A 19,504-nucleotide genomic window follows, 5' to 3' on the forward strand; every position below is an offset into this window, starting at 1 on the left:
CTCAGCTAACCGTTGTCTCCTTTCGTCGATCAACGGTGGATCTTCGAACTTCGCTGATCGTCCCAGAGTCGCTTCCTTCGTTCCGCTGCCGAATTACAGAATAACGGAAATAGAGATTTCTTTCTTTTTTCTAAAAGGAGGAAACACAAGCTGCTTCTTTACGTTTTTAATGAGTTCTTCTCCATTCTGAAGACTCATTAATTTAACCTGCTACATTTGTGTCGTCAGGTTTTTTCATGCAGATAGTCGTAAATCTGCTGGTCGATGCTTTCTTTTAAAATGAGGTTCATCGTAACGACGGGGAGTTTTTCTCCTTGGTCGTTTGGCATGAATGTGTCTTCTACGGAATCGGGGTCCGGAGTGACTTCTCCCAAATAGTAGAAATCCCGTCCTTCGTCATCGTCTTTTTTAACGAATAAATGAAGATCAATGCCCCGCTGTTCGGCTTCGGTAATTTCCAAAACTTCCTTCGAGGACGTTCTGCGACGGCTTCTCGTGTACCAGTGAAGCACTTCCGGGTTTAAAAACGTATCTTCATAATCGACGCTCGCCTCCACGTCTCCTTCTTTATGGTACGTCACAAAAATTGGACACGTGCCGTGCTTCGTTTTGTACCCGTACATCGTAGACTGTTCGTCTTTGTCCCAGTTCAAAAGCCGGCACGTGTCTTTTCGGGAATACTTCTGCAGGCGGGTTAACGGTTTTTGCTGATCGTAACGGCTGCTGCGGAGCAGGGCGGTAGCGATAACGTCTTGAAACAGCTCGGAAAACCAGTCGTCTTCTAAAAGTTCCTGTAAGAATGACGACAGGCTGTACATGCCCTGCTCTTCATGAATGAGCGGTTCACTGCCGTATTTTTCCCGGTCCGCCTGTTTGAAAAAGTCGAGCGTCAGGAGACGTTCTACAGACTGTAGCGTCGACTCGTCCTCCCGCATTTCTTTTTCTGTTAACGTTTCTTTCCACCGCTGTCTGGAAAGTGTTTTTTCTTCGAGCAGCTTTTGCAGCAGAAGGACTTCGTGGGCTCTTTTACCGGAAAGCAGCTCCTGCGTCACCATCGTGAGCACCTGGGAATGAACAGGCCGGAGAACCGGCTTTTCTTCTTTCACAGCCGATAAAAAGGCGTCATAGTTTTCTTTTTTACTGCCGATAACAATCGGATCGATGGAATAATGGTCATAAAAATCCTGAAGCAGCGGCATGCGGCCGATTCTGTTTTTCAGATCGATGTAGGCATCTTTCAGCTTCTTTAAATCGGTAAGGCGCGACGCGTTAATCGACGCATAGACCCGTTCTTTTGCTACCGCTTCAAAATTAATCGTGGACGTACCTTGAATGTAGCTTTGATCGATCATTTTCCGGCGGATTTCGTCTTTGTTCTGGCTCCGGTCGCCGGAAAGAGCGACCGGGATCAAATAGTTGTTCTGGTAATTGGCGATAAAATCGACGACCGTCACGAACTCTTTTGATTCATGCTTTCTGAGCCCGCGCCCGAGCTGCTGGATGAAAATGATGCTCGACTCTGTCTGACGGAGCATAACGACCTGGTTAATGCTCGGAATATCGATCCCTTCATTGAAGATATCAACGGTTAAAATGTAATCGAGCGAGCCATGCTCGAGCCGGTTCACTTCCAGCTTCCGCTTCTCCTGGGAGTCGTCTCCGGTTAAGGCACACGTTCGAAAACCACGTTCGTTTAATTCCACTGACAAAGCGTGCGCTTCTTTTTTTGAGCTGCAAAACATCAGTCCCCGCACGCTTTTTCCGGAAAAACCGTAGTAATCAACCTTTTCCAGAATGCGTGTCACTCTTTCTTCGGACGTTAAATAAGCAAAAGCTTCCGCATCACGCTTTTGGCCGTCGATTTCCACGTCGGTCACGCCGAAATAATGGAACGGACTGAGCATGTTTTCTTCGAGTGCTTCCTGGAGCCTTATTTCGTAGGCGATATTGTAATGAAACAGCTGAAACAAATCGTACCCGTCTGTTCTTTCCGGCGTCGCCGTCATGCCGAGCAGAAAATCCGGCGTAAAGTAGTCGATCAGCCGCTGGTACGTGGAAGCCCCCGCCCGGTGGCTTTCGTCGATCAATAGGTAATCAAAAGCATTCCGGTCGAAGTTTTGCAGCGTTTCCGGCTTGGAAATCGTCTGGATCGTCGCAAAAACATACTTCGCATCGACTGCCCGGCTCGGTCCGGAAAGAATACCAAAATCCTCGTCGTTTCCACCTAATACCCGCTGAAAATCTTCCTTCGCTTTCTGTAGAATCTGTTCTCTATGTACGACAAACAGCATTTTCTTCGGCCGGTACTTTCTTACGTCAAAAGCGGCCAAATACGTTTTTCCTGTCCCTGTCGCTGAGACGACAAGTGCCCGGTGTTCTTCCTGCTCACGTATGCTTTCGATTCCAGCCAATGCCGCTTGCTGCATCTTGTTCGGATCGATCGTAAGCGCCGTTTCCAGACGATTCGTCACGTAATGTCCGGGAAATTCCGCTACGTTCGGGCGCAGCTCTTCCTCAAAAAAGCGCTCGTACTCATCCACCCAGCGAGGTGTGAGCAGCACAGCCGTATTCCACATATCACGAAACTGTTCTTCAAAGTGATCAATGAGCTCGCCGTTTTCATGCGAATTCAGTTTCACGTTCCATTCGTAGTTCACTTTCAGCGCGCTCGAAGTCAGGTTCGAACTCCCGACAATTAAGGAATAATACTGGTCGTGCTGAAAAATGTAGCCTTTCGAATGAAAGCCGTCGATATTGGCAATACGTACTTCCACGTTTTTCAGCTTCAGCAGCTCCCGAAAGATTTTCGGCTGGTTAAAATATTGATACGTCGAAGTTAAAATCTTTCCCTCGACGCCTTTTTCATACAGATCCAGGAGGTGGGATTTCAGTGTAGCAAGTCCGCTTTCCGTAACGAAAGCGACCGAAAACATAAAGGTCCGGCACGTCTTCAGCTCGTCTGTTAACGATGTCAGTACGTCCTGACGCTTATCTTTTTGATTCACTAACAGTTCCGGCTTAAAGCGGCTGAACTCCGAATGCTTTTTATCGATAAAACCTTTTTGAAGTGAATGTTTTAACTGGCCGAGCAGATCTTCCATCGGGGCACCTCCTGTTCTTTCAATTGAACAATTTTAGTTGCAGCTCATTCTACTATAAAAAAGAAAAGTTTTCCTGCAGATAACTGCTAAAAGTTGTTATTTATGATAAGGCTCCCCTTTCATAATCCGAAAAGCCCGGTATACCTGCTCCGTTAGTATCAGTTTCATGAGCTGGTGGGGGAAGGTCATTTTGGAAAAGCTGATCGTGTCGTCAGCACGCTTCAGGACGGCGGAGCTCAGGCCGTTGGAGCCGCCGATGATGAAGGCTATCTGGCTTTTGCCGTGGATGGAAAGCTTCTCCAGTTCATCGGCGAATTTTTCGGACGTGCGCTGTTTGCCATCAAGGTCGAGGGCAAAGACGTGCTGGGTGTCCTTGATTTTTGCAAGAATCCGCTCGCCTTCCTTCTCTTTTACCTTCTCGATTTCCTTCTCGCTCATTGATTCCGGTGCCTGCTCGTCGTTTACTTCAATAAAGTTCAGCCGGCAGTAGCTCTGCAGCCTTTTTTCAAACTCTGCTATCCCCTGCTTTAAATATTTCTCCTTCAGCTTGCCGACGCTGATAATAGTGATCTGCATGCGTGATTCCTCCACTGTTTTTTTTCAGTTTATCATATTTTCCTCCAATCTCTGCCCGTAAGGACGGCTTTGATAGTTCTTCCCTTCATCGATTTTAGCTGAATCCATTTTTCTGAAGCAAAGCTTCGAAAAAACTAGTTGAAGGCAAGCCCTGAGGAAAGCGTCCGCCTGTAATGCAGATCATCCTCCTCGTTTTTGAATATCTTTCTTGATGAAATTTATGAAATTATCAGAAAATAGAAATGTCCTAGTAATTTCCAGGAAGAAAGCAGGATGTAACTTAATATTTCGTGTGACAAAATATAAGGGTAACTACATATTAAGAGAGGATGAGTAGATGAAATTTAAAAAGAGTCTCGTACTGGCGTCCGCTTCCATGATGTTTGCGTCTTCATTCGCGACAGCGTCAGCTGCCGAAGGAGAAACAGTTGAACAGATGGGGGACGATTCAAGAATTCAGCTCGTGAATGAAGAAAGTGATGAAGTAGAGCTGTTTCAAGTACAGAGCGATGAGGAGAAAGCAGCCGCTTTTCTGGAAGCTCACGATGCGGTGGACATTCCGGAAAACCTGGAGCTTGTTTCAGAGGAAACCGATGATCTCGGTATGAGCCACCTCCGTTTCCAGCAGGTCGTTAATGGTATTTCTGTCCACGGTCAGGATCTAATTGTTCACTTTAGTGAAGAAAAGGAAATTACTAGTGCCAACGGCCGCTATCTGCAGGAACTTGACGGGCAGAAGTTAGAGACTTCTGCGGACGTAACCGAAGAGCAGGCTTTCCAGACAGTACTCGCTGCGGTGGAGGCGCCGGCTGAACTGGAAGACAGCTCCGTGGAACTGATTTATTATCCACTCGATAACGACATCCACCTCGCCTATAAAGTGAACGTCAACTATATGGGAGAAGATCCTAAAGACTATTATGCCTTTGTGGATGCACAGTCCGGAGAGATCCTTGACAAATACAACACGCTTCACAGCCTGGAGGAATACGTGGAAGGAACGAAGGAAGCAGAAGCCGTAAAGGAAGCTTCCTCCGGAGAAGAGAAAACGGATGCTTCCGCAGCGGATAACTCTGTGTCCATCCAGGTCAGCCCCGAAGAGCTCGACAGCAGCAATTATAAACGTTCCAGCGGTGCAGGAGTTGGTGTTCTTGGGGAAAACCGGAACATGGAAATTTCCCACCGGGCCGGAGATGACCGAGGCCGCACGTTTGAACTGCTCGACTTCACGAGACCGGATCTGACTGGTATTTTCACGTATGATGCCCAGCATCAGGGAAGTCTGCCGGGCGTACCGTATGCCAATGAAAATGCCTCCTTTAAGGACGAGCGGTCCGGCGCGGGAGTGGACGCCCACTACAACTCCACGATCGTCTATGACTATTTCCTTGAAGAGCACGGAAGAAATTCGATTGACGACAACGGTTTTGAAATCGTTTCTTCTGTTCATTATGGAGAAAACTTTAATAACGCCTTCTGGAACGGATCCCAGATGACGTACGGAGACGGGGATGGCGAGTTCTTTATTCCTCTTTCTGCTGGTCTGGACGTTGCAGCCCACGAAATTACTCACGGTGTAACCACGAATACCGCGAACCTCGTTTACCGTTTCCAGCCGGGGGCCGTCAATGAAGCAATGTCGGATATCTTCGGTGTACTCGTGGACACGGAATCATGGGATATCGGGGACAACGTTATGGCTCCAGCGATGAAGGAGGAAGGCAGAACCGCCCTCCGAAGCCTTGAAGAGCCTGGGAAATTCCAGGTAAATGAAGACTACTGGGAATATGGAAACGGTGACGGCAGGTACCCGTCTCACATGGATGAATATTATGACCTGCCGAGAAACCTTGATAACGGTGGAGTGCATACGAACTCTTCCATTATCAACCACGCGGCTTACCTGATCGGTACGGAAACAAGCCGCGACGTGCTCGGGCAGGTTACTTACCGGGCGCTCACCGTCTACCTGACGTCCCAGTCCGACTTCTCTGACACGCGCTATGCCTTTATCCAGTCGGCCGTCGACATCTACGGGGAAGACAGTGAAGAAGTTTCTGCTGTGGAAGCAGGCTTTGACGGAGTAGGCATTTACGAATAACCTCTACTGTAAAATTTTTAAAAAGCAGTAAAAAGAACTCGGCTTTCGGGATATGTTCCCGGAAGCCGAGTTTTGCATTGTTACTCGACAAAAAAAAGAATCTTTTAACATTACCTTGACTGTACAATGTGAACAGAATGTCTGAAGATGTTGAGTAATAACCTCTGTTGGTTTTCACTCATTGCACCGATGAAACCTGATTCGGCTTTTTGCCTGTTGAAATGTTTTCTTTTCTTCGGAAAGAAGAACATAGCCTGTTTTGAAAGCATCATTCCACCTGCACCGTTTCCCTGTCACCTTCCATAATTTCCACGAGCTCCACTGTCCATACGTCTTCTTCAAAAGAGGCGTCTGCGACAGCGAGGTTTCCCTCGAGCTCCGTTTCTTCCAGGGCGCGGCGGACCGCTTCAAATTCGTCCATGGCGCCTTCCGGCTGTTCCGGCTCCAGTACGTGCACCGCATCGGCTCCGGCCTGTGCCGGGTACGATTCCGCCACAGCATCCGCCCATACTTCCACTTTCACCCCGGGGGTGACTTCCTCGCTGATGCCACTGAACATGATGGCGGTATAATACTCTTCCAGACCGCCTGTCGAGCTGAAATCCTGTGCTTCCTCCGCGGTTACGAAAAATTCTTCTCCGTCCACTGCTGTCACATACCCGGTAATCTCCGGCGGTTCGTTCTCTCCCCCGGAACAGGCAGCCAGCAGCAGCAGGACAATCATCCACACATATTTCATAAACATTTCCTCTCTTTCACGTCGTACGTCCTTATACTTATCTTACGTGCTTTCCTTTCGTTACGGAAGTCCCTCGTGTATATTGACAGGAGAGAACAACGGCATTTTTTATACAGGGGGAAATGAATCATGAAAAAAATTACATACTTTCTTGCCGGCACGGCAGGCCTTACTGCGCTTGCTGCCTGTTCGGCGGAGGATCCGGTGCACCCGGAAGAAACGCTCGAGCCTTATTTGGAGGCGTGGAGCACAGGAAATTTTTCTGAGATGCCGGACTACATAAGTGATGAAGCCCTCTCAGAAATCGACGGGTTTGACTGGGAATTTGAAGAGCGCTACGAAACGATTTACGACGCGCTTTCGCTCGACCTGGAAATCAATTTTGAGGAGCGGAATTTTGAAGAGAAGGAAGAGGACCTCGAGGAGCTGGAAGAAATCTCGTATCCGGTCGACGTGACAATGGCAACAGCTGCAGGTGACATTTCCTATGAGGCGTCGGTGGATCTGGAAAAAATAACGGATGAAGAGGAAGAAACGGAAGAATGGGTGGTCCACTGGGAAACAGATCACTTCATGCCGGGAATGGAAGATCCGCACGATGAAATCAGTATGGAAACGGTGGAACCGGTGCGCGGGGAAATTTTTGACCGGAACGGGGAGCCGCTCGCGGTCAACGGAGAAATTTATGAAGCCGGTATCGTGCCGGACGCAGCGGACGATCCGGAGGAAGCCGCCCGGGAAATGGCGGAGATTCTCGAGATTGATGAAGACGCTGCGGTGGAGCGGGCCCTGCAGTATGAAGATAATCCGGAATGGTTTGCCCCGGTACAGCAGCTCGCGCTGACGGATGAACGGGCGGAGGACCTGCTCGACATTTCCGGCGTCCAGCTCAGTGAAGTGGAAGGACGGGAATATCCGTACGGCGACACGACAGGACACGTCATCGGTCATATCGGTGCGGTCAACGCGGAGGAACTGGAGGAGCACGATGGCTATACGTCTTCCTCGGAAATCGGTAAAAACGGAATGGAGCTCGTTCTGGAGGAGGAACTCCGCGGCTCGCCGGGTATGACGGTGGCTGTTGTAGATGACGAAGGAGAAACGCGGGAAGTGCTTCTGGAAGAGGAAGCTGTGGACGGAGAGGACGTGGCGCTCACGCTCGATGCTTCCATGCAGGAGGACGTGGCAGGCATTCTCGAGGATGATTCCGGCGCCGGTGTTGTCCAGGATCCGGAGACTGGAGAAGTACTCGTCCTCGCAAGTGAACCGGCGTTTGATTCCAACCTCCGCTACCTCGGCCTCCCAGACCCGCGGGCGGAAGAGCTCGACACGACAGACGTGCTGTTTGAGCGGCGCTTCCAGGGGACGTATTCCCCGGGATCTATTTTCAAGCCGTTTACCGCGGCCATAGGGCTGGAGGAAGAGACGCTTGACCCGGACGAAGAGCTGACGATCGAAGGAGAGCAGTGGCAGGCGGACGAAAGCTGGGGCGGCTACCGGATTACCCGTGTGAACGATGCGGAAAATGTGGACCTTTCCACTGCGATGAAGCAGTCTGATAATATTTACTTTGCCCGTCAGGCACTGGATATTGGATCGGAAACGATGGAAAGCTGGGCAGAAACGCTCGGCTTCGGGGAGGATTTCCCGTTTGATTTTCCTCTTCATACGTCCCAGATTGCCAACGACGGCCTGGAGCAGGAAGAGCTTCTTGCTGATACGGGCTACGGACAGGGGGAAGTGGAAATTTCCCCGGTTCACATCAACGCCCTCTATTCCGCTTTTTTAAATGACGGGGATGTGACGATGCCGGTACTCATCCAGGAAGAAGAAAGGGAAGTGGAAACGCAGGAGCTGTTCCAGCCGGAAACGGCCGAAACCGTAAGAGAAACACTCCGGGAAGTCGTAGCGGAAGACGACGGCACGGCCAACCGGGACGATACGCCGGGAGAGCTTGCCGGAAAGACCGGTACCGCCGAGCTGAAAAGTGATCAGACGGTTGAAGACGGCGACCAGATCGGCTGGTACACGAGCTTCGACAATGAAAACGAAAACTATGTGGTGACGATCATGATCCAAAACGCCGAAGACCGCGGCGGCAGCGGCTACGCTGTCGATCTCGCCAACGAATTCTGGGAGCGGGTGGAATAGAAAATGAAAAACCACTCCGCGCCTCCCCTTTTCCCTATCGAAGCAGAACGCAGAAGCGGGCTTCTTTTCCGAAGGTCATCAAAAAGGGGGTGACCGTCCCTGAAGGTGGTAGAATTCTTCGGAAAGTTGGGAGAAAAGCGGGAAAAGCTGGTAGTATTATTCGCAGTTGGCAGAAAAAACGGGTAAGTTGGTAGAATTGCAGAGGGGGGTTGGAACTATTCCAGGAAAAGTTGGCAGTATTCCACCTTCATTTGGTAGAATCGCCGCTCCCTCTTCCCGAACGGCTCTTTTTCCGTATTTCTTTCTCCCAATTATCCTATACCTATAAAAAAGCCGCATCCATAATATAAACCGGATGCGGCTCTTTTCTGTGGATAACCTTTTTTCACGCGTTCATCCACAAGTTATCCACCGCCAATAAAGTTATCCACAAAAGTTATACACATATACACAGGCGAAATTCTTTTAATTTGCGTTCCCCTGTCGTTTTTGGAAGCGCTTCTTCTGCTTTTTTCCGGCATAAGGCTGTTCGTACCATAAGCGCCTGCTTATTTACTTCCACTCTGTCTGTGGAGAACTGTGGAAAACTATGTGTATAAATCTTTTCGTTATCCCGCTTCTACTTGATATACGGCTTCTCCGCCGCAGATAAAACACGCTTTTCCGGCCTGAGCCTCTTCCATCACCGGGGGCGGGCCGTCATCTTCCAATACTTCCTCTAATGCTTCCTCTATATGCTCGATACAGCTGTAGACCATCTGCGTCCTCCTTTTTTATCCACTGTGGATATCTGTCTTTTTTTTGCTGGGAGACTGTGGATAGTATACCACAAACCATTTTCACGCAAACCCGCTGTGGAGAACTGTTTTTCAGCTTCTGAACAGCAGATCAAATTGAAGCGGCTTTTCTTTCACAAATCACCCCCGGGTTTCAGCTGAACGCACAAAAAACCGCTCCGGCTGCAAGCCGGAACGGCTTTTTCTTTAAAACACCTGCTCTGCAAGCGTAATTTCTGTTGTCTGTTCCTCTCCGTCACGGTAGAAGGTGATTTCCATCGTGTCGCCGATGCTTACATCCGAGTACAGATAACGCCGGAGATCATGGGCGTCCTTAATTTCCTCGCCGTCGAGCTCGACAATCACGTCGCCTTCCTCGAGCCCTCCGTCAGCAGCCGGTGTATCCGGCTCTACGCCTTCAAGGTAGACGCCGCCTTTAATATCTTCCGGGAGTCCGAGTGTACTTTCCCAGTGGGCCGATGGAATTTCCTGCAGGGAACGGAGCATAATGCCCATCTGCGGCCGGCGGACTTCGCCATATTCTTCGAGATCCTCGATGACCGGCAGGGCGATCTGCGTCGGAATCGCAAAACCGATGCCCTCGACTGCCTGCTGGGCAATTTTCATCGAATTGATGCCGATGACTTCCCCTTGAATGTTCAGAAGCGCTCCGCCGCTGTTACCGGGGTTGATCGCTGCATCCGTCTGCAGCACTTCGGCTTCCCAGTCCGGCTCGCCGCTGCCGCTGAGATCAACCGGAATACTCCGTTCCACGGCGCTGATAATACCTAGCGTCACCGATCCTTCAAACGCCAGCGGGTTACCGATGGCAATCGCCGGCTCGCCGGCCCGGAGCCCGTCGGAGTCGCCGAATTCGGCGATCGTCTCAATGTCCGACGCATCAATTGTCAGCACGGCAAGATCAGTCAGCACGTCCTCTCCGACAAACTCTGCCGGAATGCGGGAGCCGTCTGTGAGCGTCACGTCCACATCGGTGCTGCCTTCCGCCGCTCCTTCAATCACATGCTGGTTCGTGACGACATAGCCCCGGTCATCTTCTATTTTATAAATAATGCCGGAACCGGTGCCTTCGCCGCCGCCTTCCGGACTCCCGAACATGCCGGCACCGCCGACGTTCATATTCACGATTCCGACGACGGCATCGTATACCTGGTCCACAGCTTCCGTTACGTCGGAAGTCGTTTCCACACTGACAGAACCGGTCTGTTCCACTTCGTTTTCATTTTCCTCCTGCTGCTCTTCTTCCGCAGGAGCCGCAGCGTACGGCAGCGCCCCCATCGAAGAAAGGACGGGAATGGAAAAAACAACGATCAGTGCACCGATCAGCGCGCCGATTAATGCGTACATGCCGGAACGAAAAGAGCTTTTTTCTTTCTTTCTCCCCGGATACCCCTCATCATAATAGCCCATCAAAAAACCCTCCCCATTTCCTGAAAATTATCAGAAGAAGCCCCATTTAATGCAGACCCTAAACCTATTTTAAAAAATAAAGGCATAAGCGTCTATTTAAACGTTCCGACTTCGATAATTTTCCAAAATGAACGGAGGGTTTTCCGTAATCTACAGCTTTCTCAGGGCGGTCGGCTTTTCCGGATCGGTGTCAAACAGCTGGAAATCCTGCCCGGGACCCACGCCTTCCAGCTCCATCGTCTGCTGGACAGTCATCCGGGCGAGATCCTTCATGTTATTGTCTTTGCTTAAATGCGCCAGGTACACATCCGCTTTTTTACGGCGGACGATATCTGCGAGGGCCATGGCAGCGTCTTCGTTGGATACATGCCCTTCGTCCCCGAGAATACGGCGTTTCACATTCCACGGATATCTTCCCATCCGGAGCATGCCGACGTCGTGGTTCGCTTCAAAAATAAGCACGTCCGCTTCCTCCGCTGCTCCGAGCATCCGGTCACTCACATAGCCGGTGTCCGTCAGGATCGTCAGCTTTTTGCCTCCGTGCATGAAAGAAAAAAACATCGGATCCGCTGCGTCGTGGGAAACGCTGAAGCTGTCGACGTCCAAATCCCCGAACGGAAGCAGCCTGCCTTTTTCGAGTGTGAATTTCTGGCCGGTCGGAATCACTCCGACGCCGGCAGCCATTGCCTGCCACGTTTTTTCATTGGCATACACCGGCAGACCGTAGCGTCTCGCGAGAATACCGACTCCTTTAATATGATCGCTGTGCTCGTGGCTTACGAGAATGCCGTCGAGCTTATTCGGATCCAGGGACGCTTCTTCAAACAATTTTTCTATTTTCTTTCCGGAAAGGCCGGCATCAACCAGCAGCCGCTGCTTCGGCGTCTCGATGTAAATGGCGTTTCCGGTGCTGCCGCTTGCAAGCACACTAAATGCTAAACTCATGCCGCCTCCTCCTTAACTGATGTTCTGAATTTCTCCGGTCATGGCGTTGACGTAATATGTTTCTCCGTTGATCATGACGCGCCACACCGGGGCAAAAATCTGAAAGTTAGCGTCCACTTCCATTAGATTATAATAACCGAGCCGGGCATTTTCCACGACGGCTTCTGTGCCGATTCCGACACTTGGATCGTCAAGAAGAAGTTCAACCGCCTGAAGCGGTGTCAGAAGCTCCTCTTCTTCTGCCCGTTCAGTAATCGTCAAATAACGCTGGGAATAGGAGGCAATTTCATCGTCTTCATTCAGCTGCAGCACGAGATGGTAATCCTCCCGTTCGTACTGGTCGATCATGCTGCCTTCAAACGTCTGGTACAGCCCGATGACACCTTCGTCAGGATCATAATGGGCCACAGCGTATTCTTCCCCCCGGAACACGTACTGCTCGAGAAAGCCTTCCAGACTTGCTTCCACATTGGCTGTGACGATCGAGTAGGGATCCTCCAGTTCGGAAAAGATCGTCGCATCGTTTACAAGGGAAACATCCTGATCGGAAAGAGACTGCTCCAGGGAAGCTTCCTGAAATGTCCGCTGCATCCCGGTAATCGGACCGCCGGTCACTTCTTCCTCCGCGTCGTCAATCTCCACTTCGATCTGCTGCTCTTCAATGCGTGACTCCAGCTCTGGAAGGGCCATTTCGCTCATCCGGCTCATGTTCTGCTTTTCATAAAGCTGGTAGGCGAGAAAAATGTTCAGGAGCATGAAGGTTATGATAAAAATGGTTTTCGTTCTACTCCAGTCCATTCAAAAGCACCTCCTGCTCTGTAATCTCCGACGTCGATACCCGGTGCCACTGGCCGCGTGCATAGACGAACCAGGAAGGTTCAAACACGACAAGAGAATTTTCACGGCTCATATAAAAAGCGACCCGTGCATCTTCCACAATCTCCGGAGAAAAAGCTTCTTCCTCTTCGATATGACTCTCGAGCTCTGAGTATCCCGGAAGTTCCACGCTCGTATTAATCTCAAACGGCGTTTCGTCCAGCTGGAACATCGGACGCGAATATTCGATAATTTCCGTTCCGGATCGCACCGTTTCCAGCTGGTAGTGGCCGCTTTCGCCGGTGTTTGCTTCAAATACCGGCATGCCTTCCACATGCAGGGTAAACTCCGCGCTGTCGGTTGCTTCTCCTTCTCTCCATCCGGTCGCATAAAAATCATCGGTCCAGCCGTAATGGCTGTTGATAAATTCCTGGGCGCTCCGTACAACGGTATCACTCGCAACTCCCGGTGAGCCGCTGACATCCGGCTGCACGTAATTCAGGACCGAGCCGCCGTTCGTCATATCCATCATGCGCGTGCCGTCCGTGTAGGAGCTGTCCTCCCCTTCCTGAAAGTACTGCCTGACGTATTCCGGATCAGTAAACAGCGTCTGGATAAATCCTTCCGGGGAGATGTCGGTCGTTTCGTACGTGTACACCTGTTTGTTCATCGGTTCATCCGGTACATACGTCACCGGTTGAAAGCTGCTGTCCCCGTTTTCCTGGAACGTCCGTGGAGTGACGGCGGTGCGTTCCGTTATCACCCCTTCACTGAACGTTTCCAGCTGGGTCTGGGACAGGGAAGTTTCTGACTGAAAAACTTCCTCTTCCTCCATATCAATAAATCGGACAACGACATCCGAAGCCCCTTCCTGTTCCGTCAGGGCGAGAGCAATCCGGTCGATATTGTTTATGAGAACGTCCTCCTCTTCAATATCAAAAAGAAACGGGAGCCATTCTGCCTGAAGCGCTTCGTCAAATAGAAATTCCACGCCTGTAAACGTCAAGTCGTCTCCCGGTGCGTAGGAGGAACCGACAGAATACATGGCATCCAGCTCAATCTCCTGCAGGCCGTTCATCATTTCACTGTAGTTGTCACCGGCCGGGTGGACCCAGGCCCGTTCTTCCGCGTCGTGTTCAATGACTGTGGAAGGATAGAGCACTTCAGTGAAGGATTTTGTTTCGCCGATATCTTCCACTTCGATAAAGGAATTGTTCGCTTCTGTTAATTCTTCATAAGCAGGCTGATACGTCCAGACGAACCATGTGAGTACGATGCTTGCCAGTATCATCAGCCAGAGTACCGCTGTTTTTACGTGTTCGATCATACTCACTGGTTCACCACCGCCTCCTGCTGGGCATACGGCAGGCTGAAGGAGAAGGTAGTACCTTTCCCCCAATCGCTGCTCACCCATATATTTCCGCCATGGGCTGCGGCAATTTCTCTGGCAATCGCCAGACCGAGCCCTGTGCCTCCGAGGTTTCGGGAACGGGCTTTATCCACCCGGTAAAAACGGTCGAAGACATGCGGAATATTTTCTTTCGGAATACCGACTCCTTCGTCTTTTACACTAATGACCACGCGTTCTTTTTCCGGCTTGAGCGAGACGTTGATCGTGCCGCCTTCCGGAGAATACTTCACCGCGTTGGAAATAATATTATCAAGAAGCTGCGTCAGTTTATCCCGGTCGCCTGCCACTGTAATATCATCTTCCGGAATTCTCCGCTTAAACTGAATGTCCTGATTTTTCGTGGACATTTCAAAGCGGTCGACCACGTGATCCACGAGCTGCGGTGCCTGGATTTCTCCCATCTCCAGCTGTGCTTCCCGGCTGTCCATGCGGGAAAGCTGCAGCAGATCGTTAACGAGCCGGATCATCCGGTCCGTTTCGTCGGAAGTAACGTTAAGAAACTGCGGCGCGATGTCCGGATCATGGAGCGCTCCGTCGGAGAGAGCTTCCAGATAGCTTTTCATTGAAGTAAGCGGGGTCCGGAGCTCGTGGGAGACGTTGGCTACAAACTCCCGGCGCTCCTGCTCAATTCGTTCTTTTTCGGTTACGTCGTGGAGCACGGCGATAATACCGTTTTCCTCGCCGCTTTCTTTAGAAATCGTAGAGAAATGTGCTTCAATCGTCATCTCTTCGTCTTTTGTATCAAAGTCCAGCAGGAGTGGATCCTGAAAGCGGTACAGGTCTTTCAGTTTCATAAATTCGTCCAGGCTGAGCACTTTTGTAATGTCCTGGCCGCGCATATCCTCCTGGCCTCTGCCAAGAATTTCTTCGGCACGGTGGTTGACGAGGATGACCCTTCCGGCTTTGTCGGTGGCAATTACGCCGTCGGTCATATGCATGAGCACGGAGGCAAGCTTTCTCCGCTCGCCTTCTGTCGTCGCGTTTGCCTCCTGCAGCTTGTCTGTCAGATCGTTGAACGTCTCGGCAAGCTGACCGATTTCATCGTCACCGTAGACGTGCACGTAGCGGGAAAAGTCCCCTTCCCCCATAACAACCGCCTGCTTTTTCATGTCGACTATCGGGCGGGTGATCGTCCGGGACAGAAAGATACCGAGCGCCGCTGTCAAAAAGAGGGCAATAACGGTTCCCGCATAGAGAATCTGGTTGATGTCCTGCATCTGCGTATAAATATCCTCCATTGAGGCCTCAATATAAATAGCTCCGGCGACATCCTGCGCGTCGGTTTCCACCGGCATCGCCATGACAAGTGTCCGGTGGTTGTTGACCGGGTTACGGAGAATGTCTCCTTCCCTGTCCTCCATACCGAGAAGTGCCTGTTTTACCCGGAGATCTGTCGTCCGCTGCCCGACGTAGCGGGAGTGGGTTGGATTCGTTGCAGACACGACGGTGCTGTTCTCATCGATAATCTGCACGTCTGCGTTCTCCATGCTGAAGACATCGCTCCGTAGGATCGAAGCGATGCGGGCTTCCAGGCTCTGATCCTCTTCTTCCGGATCGGCGGTTAATTCCTGTTCCACGTTATAAGCCAGCAGGCCGGCCCGCTCATAGAGAGTTTCCCGGAAATTGCTTTCCAGCTCCCCTTCCAGCTGCTGGGTGAAATATACACCGATCACCTGCATGGCAATTAAAATAAGCAGTACATAAATCGCCACAATTTTTACATGGATCGATTTATAAAAGCGGATCTTTTTCATTCATCAGCTCTCCTGATCTGCCTGGCGCAGGTAGTAGCCCACCCCGCGGCGTGTCACAATCCACTGCGGACTGCTCGGGTTGTCTTCCACTTTTTCACGGAGGCGGCGCACAGTAACGTCCACTGTACGAACGTCCCCAAAGTAATCATAGCCCCACACTGCCTGCAGGAGATGCTCTCTCGTCATCACCTGGCCGATGTGACGGGCAAGGTAATGGACGAGTTCGAACTCGCGGTGCGTGAGATCCACCGGCTCCCCCCGCTTTGTAACGAGATACGCATCCGGCTGGATGGTGAGCGGCCCTATGTCGATATTTTTCGTATCGGTGTCGTTGTCCTCCACTTTCTGTTTACGGCGCAGGTTCGCTTTAACACGCGCCACGAGTTCACGCGTGCTGAAAGGTTTTGTCACATAGTCGTCGGCACCGAGCTCAAGACCGAGTACCTTGTCGATTTCGGAATCTTTTGCCGTCAGCATAATGATCGGCATATCGTATGTTTTCCGTACTTCCCGGCATACTTCCATTCCGTCCATGTAGGGAAGCATAATATCGAGAAGAATCAGGCTCGGCACGTGTTCTTTCACGAGCTCGACCGCTTCCCGTCCATCGTGGGCCAGCACTACGTCGAACCCGTCCTTTTCCAGACCGAACTTTAATATATCAGCAATTGGTTTTTCATCGTCCACTACTAAAATTTTCTGTTTATCCATGGATAAACCCCCTTAAGTGATCTCCATATTCCTTCTACATTCTATCATACAATGAAAGAAATTCGGAATTCCCCTGTTTTTTCCACCAGGGAGAATTTTTTATTCCGTCCGCCGCTGAGCCGGGCCGCTTTAACACACCTTCGTAAACCTTGCTGTGAAAGTAAAATCCCGCCGGGCAGCCTGTCAGAAGCGCCGGACACTTCCATAAAAAAATCCCCGCAGCAGCCGGGGATTTTTAACCTTTTTTATATACAAAAAAACTATCCTGCTTTACAAGCGGATAGGTATCAGAGAAGCTGGTGCTGGCCAGAGGACTTGAACCCCCAACCTACTGATTACAAGTCAGTTGCTCTACCAATTGAGCTAGGCCAGCAAACTAACATGGTGGCTCGGGACGGAATCGAACCGCCGACACACGGATTTTCAGTCCGTTGCTCTACCGACTGAGCTACCGAGCCATCGTTATTAAACAAAAAAAAATGGCGGTCCCGACGGGAATCGAACCCGCGATCTCCTGCGTGACAGGCAGGCATGTTAACCGCTACACCACGGGACCTTTATAAACGCCCTTGCATTAATTATGTAAATTGGTTGCGGGGGATGGATTTGAACCATCGACCTTTGGGTTATGAGCCCAACGAGCTACCAGACTGCTCCACCCCGCGGCAATAAAATTGTTTTTGCAGAATAACTGCAACAAAATTAATTATACGCTGATCTTTCGTAAAAGTCAACGATTGAATTTAAATGGTGACCCGTACGGGATTCGAACCCGTGTTACCGCCGTGAAAGGGCGGTGTCTTAACCACTTGACCAACGGGCCATTACGCATGTCGTTATTGCGACATTTATTATAATATCACCAATCCCATGATTGCGCAATAACTTTTTAAGAAAAATATTTCGATTTGTCCGGGAAGGATTTGATTGAGCGTTTTCGCCTTCACGAACCACAGTGCCCGTCTTCATCCGCGGGGAGAGGAATCTTTTGCCGAAGGCTTTAATCACGATAGAAGATGGATTAATCATTATAACTATTTATTAATCAGCCCAGACAGTTTTTCTGTCATTATAAGCCGTTTTAATCTTCATATACTTTTATTAATCATTATAAGCACTCATCAGAAAGGAATTAATCATTATAAAACCGTCATTAATCATCATCTTTCTTCACCCATTAAGAAGAAAAAAGCTGCCCTGCACAGCAGGACAGCTTTTAGCTGTACGTTTTTTATCAGCCGAAAACTCCGCGGACAAGGTTTGTCTGGTTACGGTCCGGACCGACAGAGAAAATGGAAAGTGGGATGCCTGTGAGCTGGGAAATACGCTCTACGTAGTAGATAGCATTTTTAGGAAGTTCATGCAGGGAACGGACACCGGTAATGTCTTCGTCCCAACCCGGCATTTCTTCATACACCGGCTCACATTCAGCGAGTACTTTGAGACTTGCCGGGAATTCTTCCATAATTTCTCCGCGGTACTTGTAGGCTACACAGATTTTCAGCGTATTGATGCCTGTCAGTACGTCGATGGAGTTCAGCGAAAGGTCGGTAATTCCGCTCACGCGTCGGGCGTGGCGGACAACGACACTGTCGAACCAGCCGACACGGCGCGGACGTCCTGTTGTCGTACCATACTCGTTTCCGATTTCGCGGATCTGATCCCCCGTCTCATCATGAAGCTCGGTCGGGAACGGGCCGTCGCCGACGCGTGTCGTATATGCTTTGGACACACCCACCACATGATTGATCTTGGACGGACCGACACCGGAACCGATCGTCACTCCGCCGGCAATCGGGTTGGACGACGTAACGAACGGATAGGTTCCCTGATCAATATCCAGCATGACTCCCTGAGCCCCTTCAAACAGAACGCGGCGTCCCTGATCAAGGCCGTCATTCAGAATGACAGAAGTATCCGCTACGTATTCAGCGATCTGCTGGCCGTATTCATAGTATTCATCGAGAATTTCTTCTTTGGTGAAGCCTTCTGTTTCATAAATTTTTTCAAACACACGGTTTTTCTCTGCGAGGTTGATTTCGAGTTTTTCCTCGAATGTTTCCCGGTCGAGAAGGTCGACGATACGGATCCCTGTTCTGGCTGCCTTATCCATGTAGGCCGGGCCGATTCCTTTTCTCGTCGTACCGATTTTGTTTGCTCCTTTGCTGTCTTCTTCCATCGCATCCAGCTTCAGATGGTAGGGAAGAATAACGTGGGCCCGGCTGCTGATACGCAGGTTGTCCGTGCTGACGTTTCTGTCGTGCAGATACTTGATTTCCTCCACAAGTGCTTTCGGATCGATCACCATGCCGTTTCCGATCACACACGTTTTGTCTTTATAAAAGATCCCTGAAGGTATTAAGTGCAGTTTATACTTCGTGTCGTCGAAAACAATCGTATGCCCGGCGTTGTTGCCGCCCTGATAGCGGGCAATCATTTCCGCCTGCTCTGATAAGTAATCCGTAATCTTTCCTTTTCCTTCGTCTCCCCATTGCGTACCTACTACTACAACCGATGGCATCGTTAGAGCACCTCCACTAATACGTGCTATATTCGTTCTTTATTTGAACCAACGTCATTTTACCAGTTAGAGCCTGCAGCGTCAATACAATAACCGAACATTATCATCGTTTCATATATTATCGTTCGTTTATTTCCCGCTCTGAAAAGGAGTATCCTCCGGCAGACCGCGATCAAGTCAGAACGCAGAATTTGATGAAAGATTACCGAAAACGACCTATCCCCTGAAAAATGGGAAGTATTCTGCGGAAAGTTGGTAGAAATACGGGGGATGATGGTAGTATTCGGGGCAGTTGGTAGAAAAAAAGTAGAAGTTGAAAGTATTCCATACGCCGTTTGGAGCTATTGTGCCTCTGTCAATAAAGTAGACAAAAGTCTATCAACTTTTTTCGCTCTACGATCCCGTTTTTCCTTTTCTGCCGGGCCCGGTTCCCCTCATCCGGCCTCTGCCCTGATAGAAGGGGGGATCTCT

At 50.2% G+C, this 19,504-nt stretch carries 14 protein-coding genes and 5 tRNA genes; 3 read left to right on the forward strand and 16 right to left on the reverse strand.

Translation table 11 applies throughout. The features are described from left to right. Positions 1 to 224: 224 nt before the first annotated feature. Positions 225 to 3,101, reverse strand: coding sequence for a DEAD/DEAH box helicase (locus tag C6Y45_RS09425; protein ID WP_107584975.1), 2,877 nt, complete (start codon positions 3,099 to 3,101; stop codon positions 225 to 227). 96 nt (positions 3,102 to 3,197) lie between these two features. After that, a complete protein-coding gene (rlmH, locus tag C6Y45_RS09430) occupies positions 3,198 to 3,677 on the reverse strand; it encodes a 23S rRNA (pseudouridine(1915)-N(3))-methyltransferase RlmH (protein ID WP_107584976.1) in 480 nt (159 codons plus the stop codon). 337 nt (positions 3,678 to 4,014) lie between these two features. Between rlmH and C6Y45_RS09435 the strand changes: the two genes are divergently transcribed. Continuing rightward, positions 4,015 to 5,778 carry a M4 family metallopeptidase gene (locus C6Y45_RS09435; protein ID WP_107584977.1) on the forward strand — a complete coding sequence of 588 codons (1,764 nt, stop codon included), beginning with the start codon at positions 4,015 to 4,017 and terminating at the stop codon, positions 5,776 to 5,778. A 268-nt stretch (positions 5,779 to 6,046) separates the two neighbouring features. Here the strand turns inward: C6Y45_RS09435 and C6Y45_RS09440 are convergent, their stop codons facing one another. Beyond that, entirely contained in the window at positions 6,047 to 6,517 is a 471-nt protein-coding gene (locus tag C6Y45_RS09440; protein ID WP_160058272.1) for a DUF3221 domain-containing protein, read from the reverse strand. A 129-nt stretch (positions 6,518 to 6,646) separates the two neighbouring features. On the opposite strand from C6Y45_RS09440, the gene C6Y45_RS09445 reads away from it, so the two are divergent. Next, entirely contained in the window at positions 6,647 to 8,668 is a 2,022-nt protein-coding gene (locus C6Y45_RS09445; RefSeq protein WP_107584979.1) for a penicillin-binding transpeptidase domain-containing protein, read from the forward strand. 608 nt (positions 8,669 to 9,276) lie between these two features. On the opposite strand, the gene C6Y45_RS09450 is transcribed toward C6Y45_RS09445, so the two are convergent. The 13 genes from C6Y45_RS09450 to C6Y45_RS09510 form a co-directional block, all read right to left on the reverse strand. Continuing rightward, positions 9,277 to 9,426, reverse strand: coding sequence for a CxxH/CxxC protein (locus tag C6Y45_RS09450; RefSeq protein ID WP_107584980.1), 150 nt, complete (start codon positions 9,424 to 9,426; stop codon positions 9,277 to 9,279). Between the two features lie 225 nt (positions 9,427 to 9,651). Further along, the gene (locus C6Y45_RS09455) at positions 9,652 to 10,875 is read right to left on the reverse strand and encodes a S1C family serine protease (RefSeq protein ID WP_107584981.1); all 1,224 of its coding nucleotides are present in this window, start codon (positions 10,873 to 10,875) and stop codon (positions 9,652 to 9,654) included. A gap of 150 nt (positions 10,876 to 11,025) precedes the next feature. After that, positions 11,026 to 11,820, reverse strand: a complete 795-nt coding sequence (locus tag C6Y45_RS09460) for an MBL fold metallo-hydrolase (RefSeq protein WP_107584982.1) — start codon at positions 11,818 to 11,820, stop codon at positions 11,026 to 11,028. Positions 11,821 to 11,832: 12 nt separating this feature from the next. Further along, on the reverse strand, positions 11,833 to 12,618 hold the full coding sequence (locus C6Y45_RS09465; protein WP_107584983.1) for a two-component system regulatory protein YycI: 786 nt from the start codon (positions 12,616 to 12,618) through the stop codon (positions 11,833 to 11,835). After that, a complete protein-coding gene (locus C6Y45_RS09470) occupies positions 12,605 to 13,963 on the reverse strand; it encodes a YycH family regulatory protein (RefSeq protein WP_245922628.1) in 1,359 nt (452 codons plus the stop codon). Before C6Y45_RS09470 ends, C6Y45_RS09465 begins: the two co-directional genes overlap by 14 nt. Before the next feature lie 2 nt (positions 13,964 to 13,965). Further along, positions 13,966 to 15,801 carry a cell wall metabolism sensor histidine kinase WalK gene (walK, locus tag C6Y45_RS09475; RefSeq protein WP_107584985.1) on the reverse strand — a complete coding sequence of 612 codons (1,836 nt, stop codon included), beginning with the start codon at positions 15,799 to 15,801 and terminating at the stop codon, positions 13,966 to 13,968. Positions 15,802 to 15,804: 3 nt separating this feature from the next. Next, positions 15,805 to 16,512 (reverse strand): response regulator YycF, encoded by a 708-nt coding sequence (gene yycF, locus C6Y45_RS09480; protein WP_107584986.1) that lies wholly within the window; start codon positions 16,510 to 16,512, stop codon positions 15,805 to 15,807. A 297-nt stretch (positions 16,513 to 16,809) separates the two neighbouring features. Next, a tRNA-Thr gene (locus C6Y45_RS09485) sits at positions 16,810 to 16,885 on the reverse strand. Positions 16,886 to 16,894: 9 nt separating this feature from the next. Beyond that, positions 16,895 to 16,970, reverse strand: a tRNA-Phe gene (locus C6Y45_RS09490). 22 nt (positions 16,971 to 16,992) lie between these two features. Next, positions 16,993 to 17,068, reverse strand: a tRNA-Asp gene (locus tag C6Y45_RS09495). Positions 17,069 to 17,100: 32 nt separating this feature from the next. Beyond that, positions 17,101 to 17,177, reverse strand: a tRNA-Met gene (locus C6Y45_RS09500). An 83-nt stretch (positions 17,178 to 17,260) separates the two neighbouring features. Further along, positions 17,261 to 17,335 (reverse strand) — tRNA-Glu (locus C6Y45_RS09505). 411 nt (positions 17,336 to 17,746) lie between these two features. Next, positions 17,747 to 19,033: an adenylosuccinate synthase gene (locus tag C6Y45_RS09510; RefSeq protein WP_107584987.1), complete on the reverse strand. Its 1,287-nt coding sequence runs from the start codon at positions 19,031 to 19,033 to the stop codon at positions 17,747 to 17,749. Between the two features lie 252 nt (positions 19,034 to 19,285). Between C6Y45_RS09510 and C6Y45_RS17855 the strand changes: the two genes are divergently transcribed. Further along, positions 19,286 to 19,504, forward strand: a 219-nt coding sequence (locus C6Y45_RS17855) for a hypothetical protein (RefSeq protein ID WP_218017807.1), incomplete at its 3' end; no start/stop codon positions are given.

The sequence above is a fragment of the Alkalicoccus saliphilus genome, assembly GCF_003044065.1.
GTDB classification, from domain to species: domain Bacteria; phylum Bacillota; class Bacilli; order Bacillales; family Salisediminibacteriaceae; genus Alkalicoccus; species Alkalicoccus saliphilus.

Coding starts and splice junctions, on each gene's coding strand:
- C6Y45_RS09455 (WP_107584981.1), bottom strand. CDS start 10,875: ATGGGCTATTATGATGAGGGGTATCCGGGGAGAAAGAAAGAAAAAAGC.
- C6Y45_RS09510 (WP_107584987.1), bottom strand. CDS start 19,033: ATGCCATCGGTTGTAGTAGTAGGTACGCAATGGGGAGACGAAGGAAAA.
- C6Y45_RS09450 (WP_107584980.1), bottom strand. CDS start 9,426: ATGGTCTACAGCTGTATCGAGCATATAGAGGAAGCATTAGAGGAAGTA.
- C6Y45_RS09445 (WP_107584979.1), top strand. CDS start 6,647: ATGAAAAAAATTACATACTTTCTTGCCGGCACGGCAGGCCTTACTGCG.
- rlmH (WP_107584976.1), bottom strand. CDS start 3,677: ATGCAGATCACTATTATCAGCGTCGGCAAGCTGAAGGAGAAATATTTA.
- C6Y45_RS09435 (WP_107584977.1), top strand. CDS start 4,015: ATGAAATTTAAAAAGAGTCTCGTACTGGCGTCCGCTTCCATGATGTTT.
- C6Y45_RS09440 (WP_160058272.1), bottom strand. CDS start 6,517: ATGAAATATGTGTGGATGATTGTCCTGCTGCTGCTGGCTGCCTGTTCC.
- yycF (WP_107584986.1), bottom strand. CDS start 16,512: ATGGATAAACAGAAAATTTTAGTAGTGGACGATGAAAAACCAATTGCT.
- C6Y45_RS09465 (WP_107584983.1), bottom strand. CDS start 12,618: ATGGACTGGAGTAGAACGAAAACCATTTTTATCATAACCTTCATGCTC.
- walK (WP_107584985.1), bottom strand. CDS start 15,801: ATGAAAAAGATCCGCTTTTATAAATCGATCCATGTAAAAATTGTGGCG.
- C6Y45_RS09470 (WP_245922628.1), bottom strand. CDS start 13,963: ATGATCGAACACGTAAAAACAGCGGTACTCTGGCTGATGATACTGGCA.
- C6Y45_RS09425 (WP_107584975.1), bottom strand. CDS start 3,101: ATGGAAGATCTGCTCGGCCAGTTAAAACATTCACTTCAAAAAGGTTTT.
- C6Y45_RS09460 (WP_107584982.1), bottom strand. CDS start 11,820: ATGAGTTTAGCATTTAGTGTGCTTGCAAGCGGCAGCACCGGAAACGCC.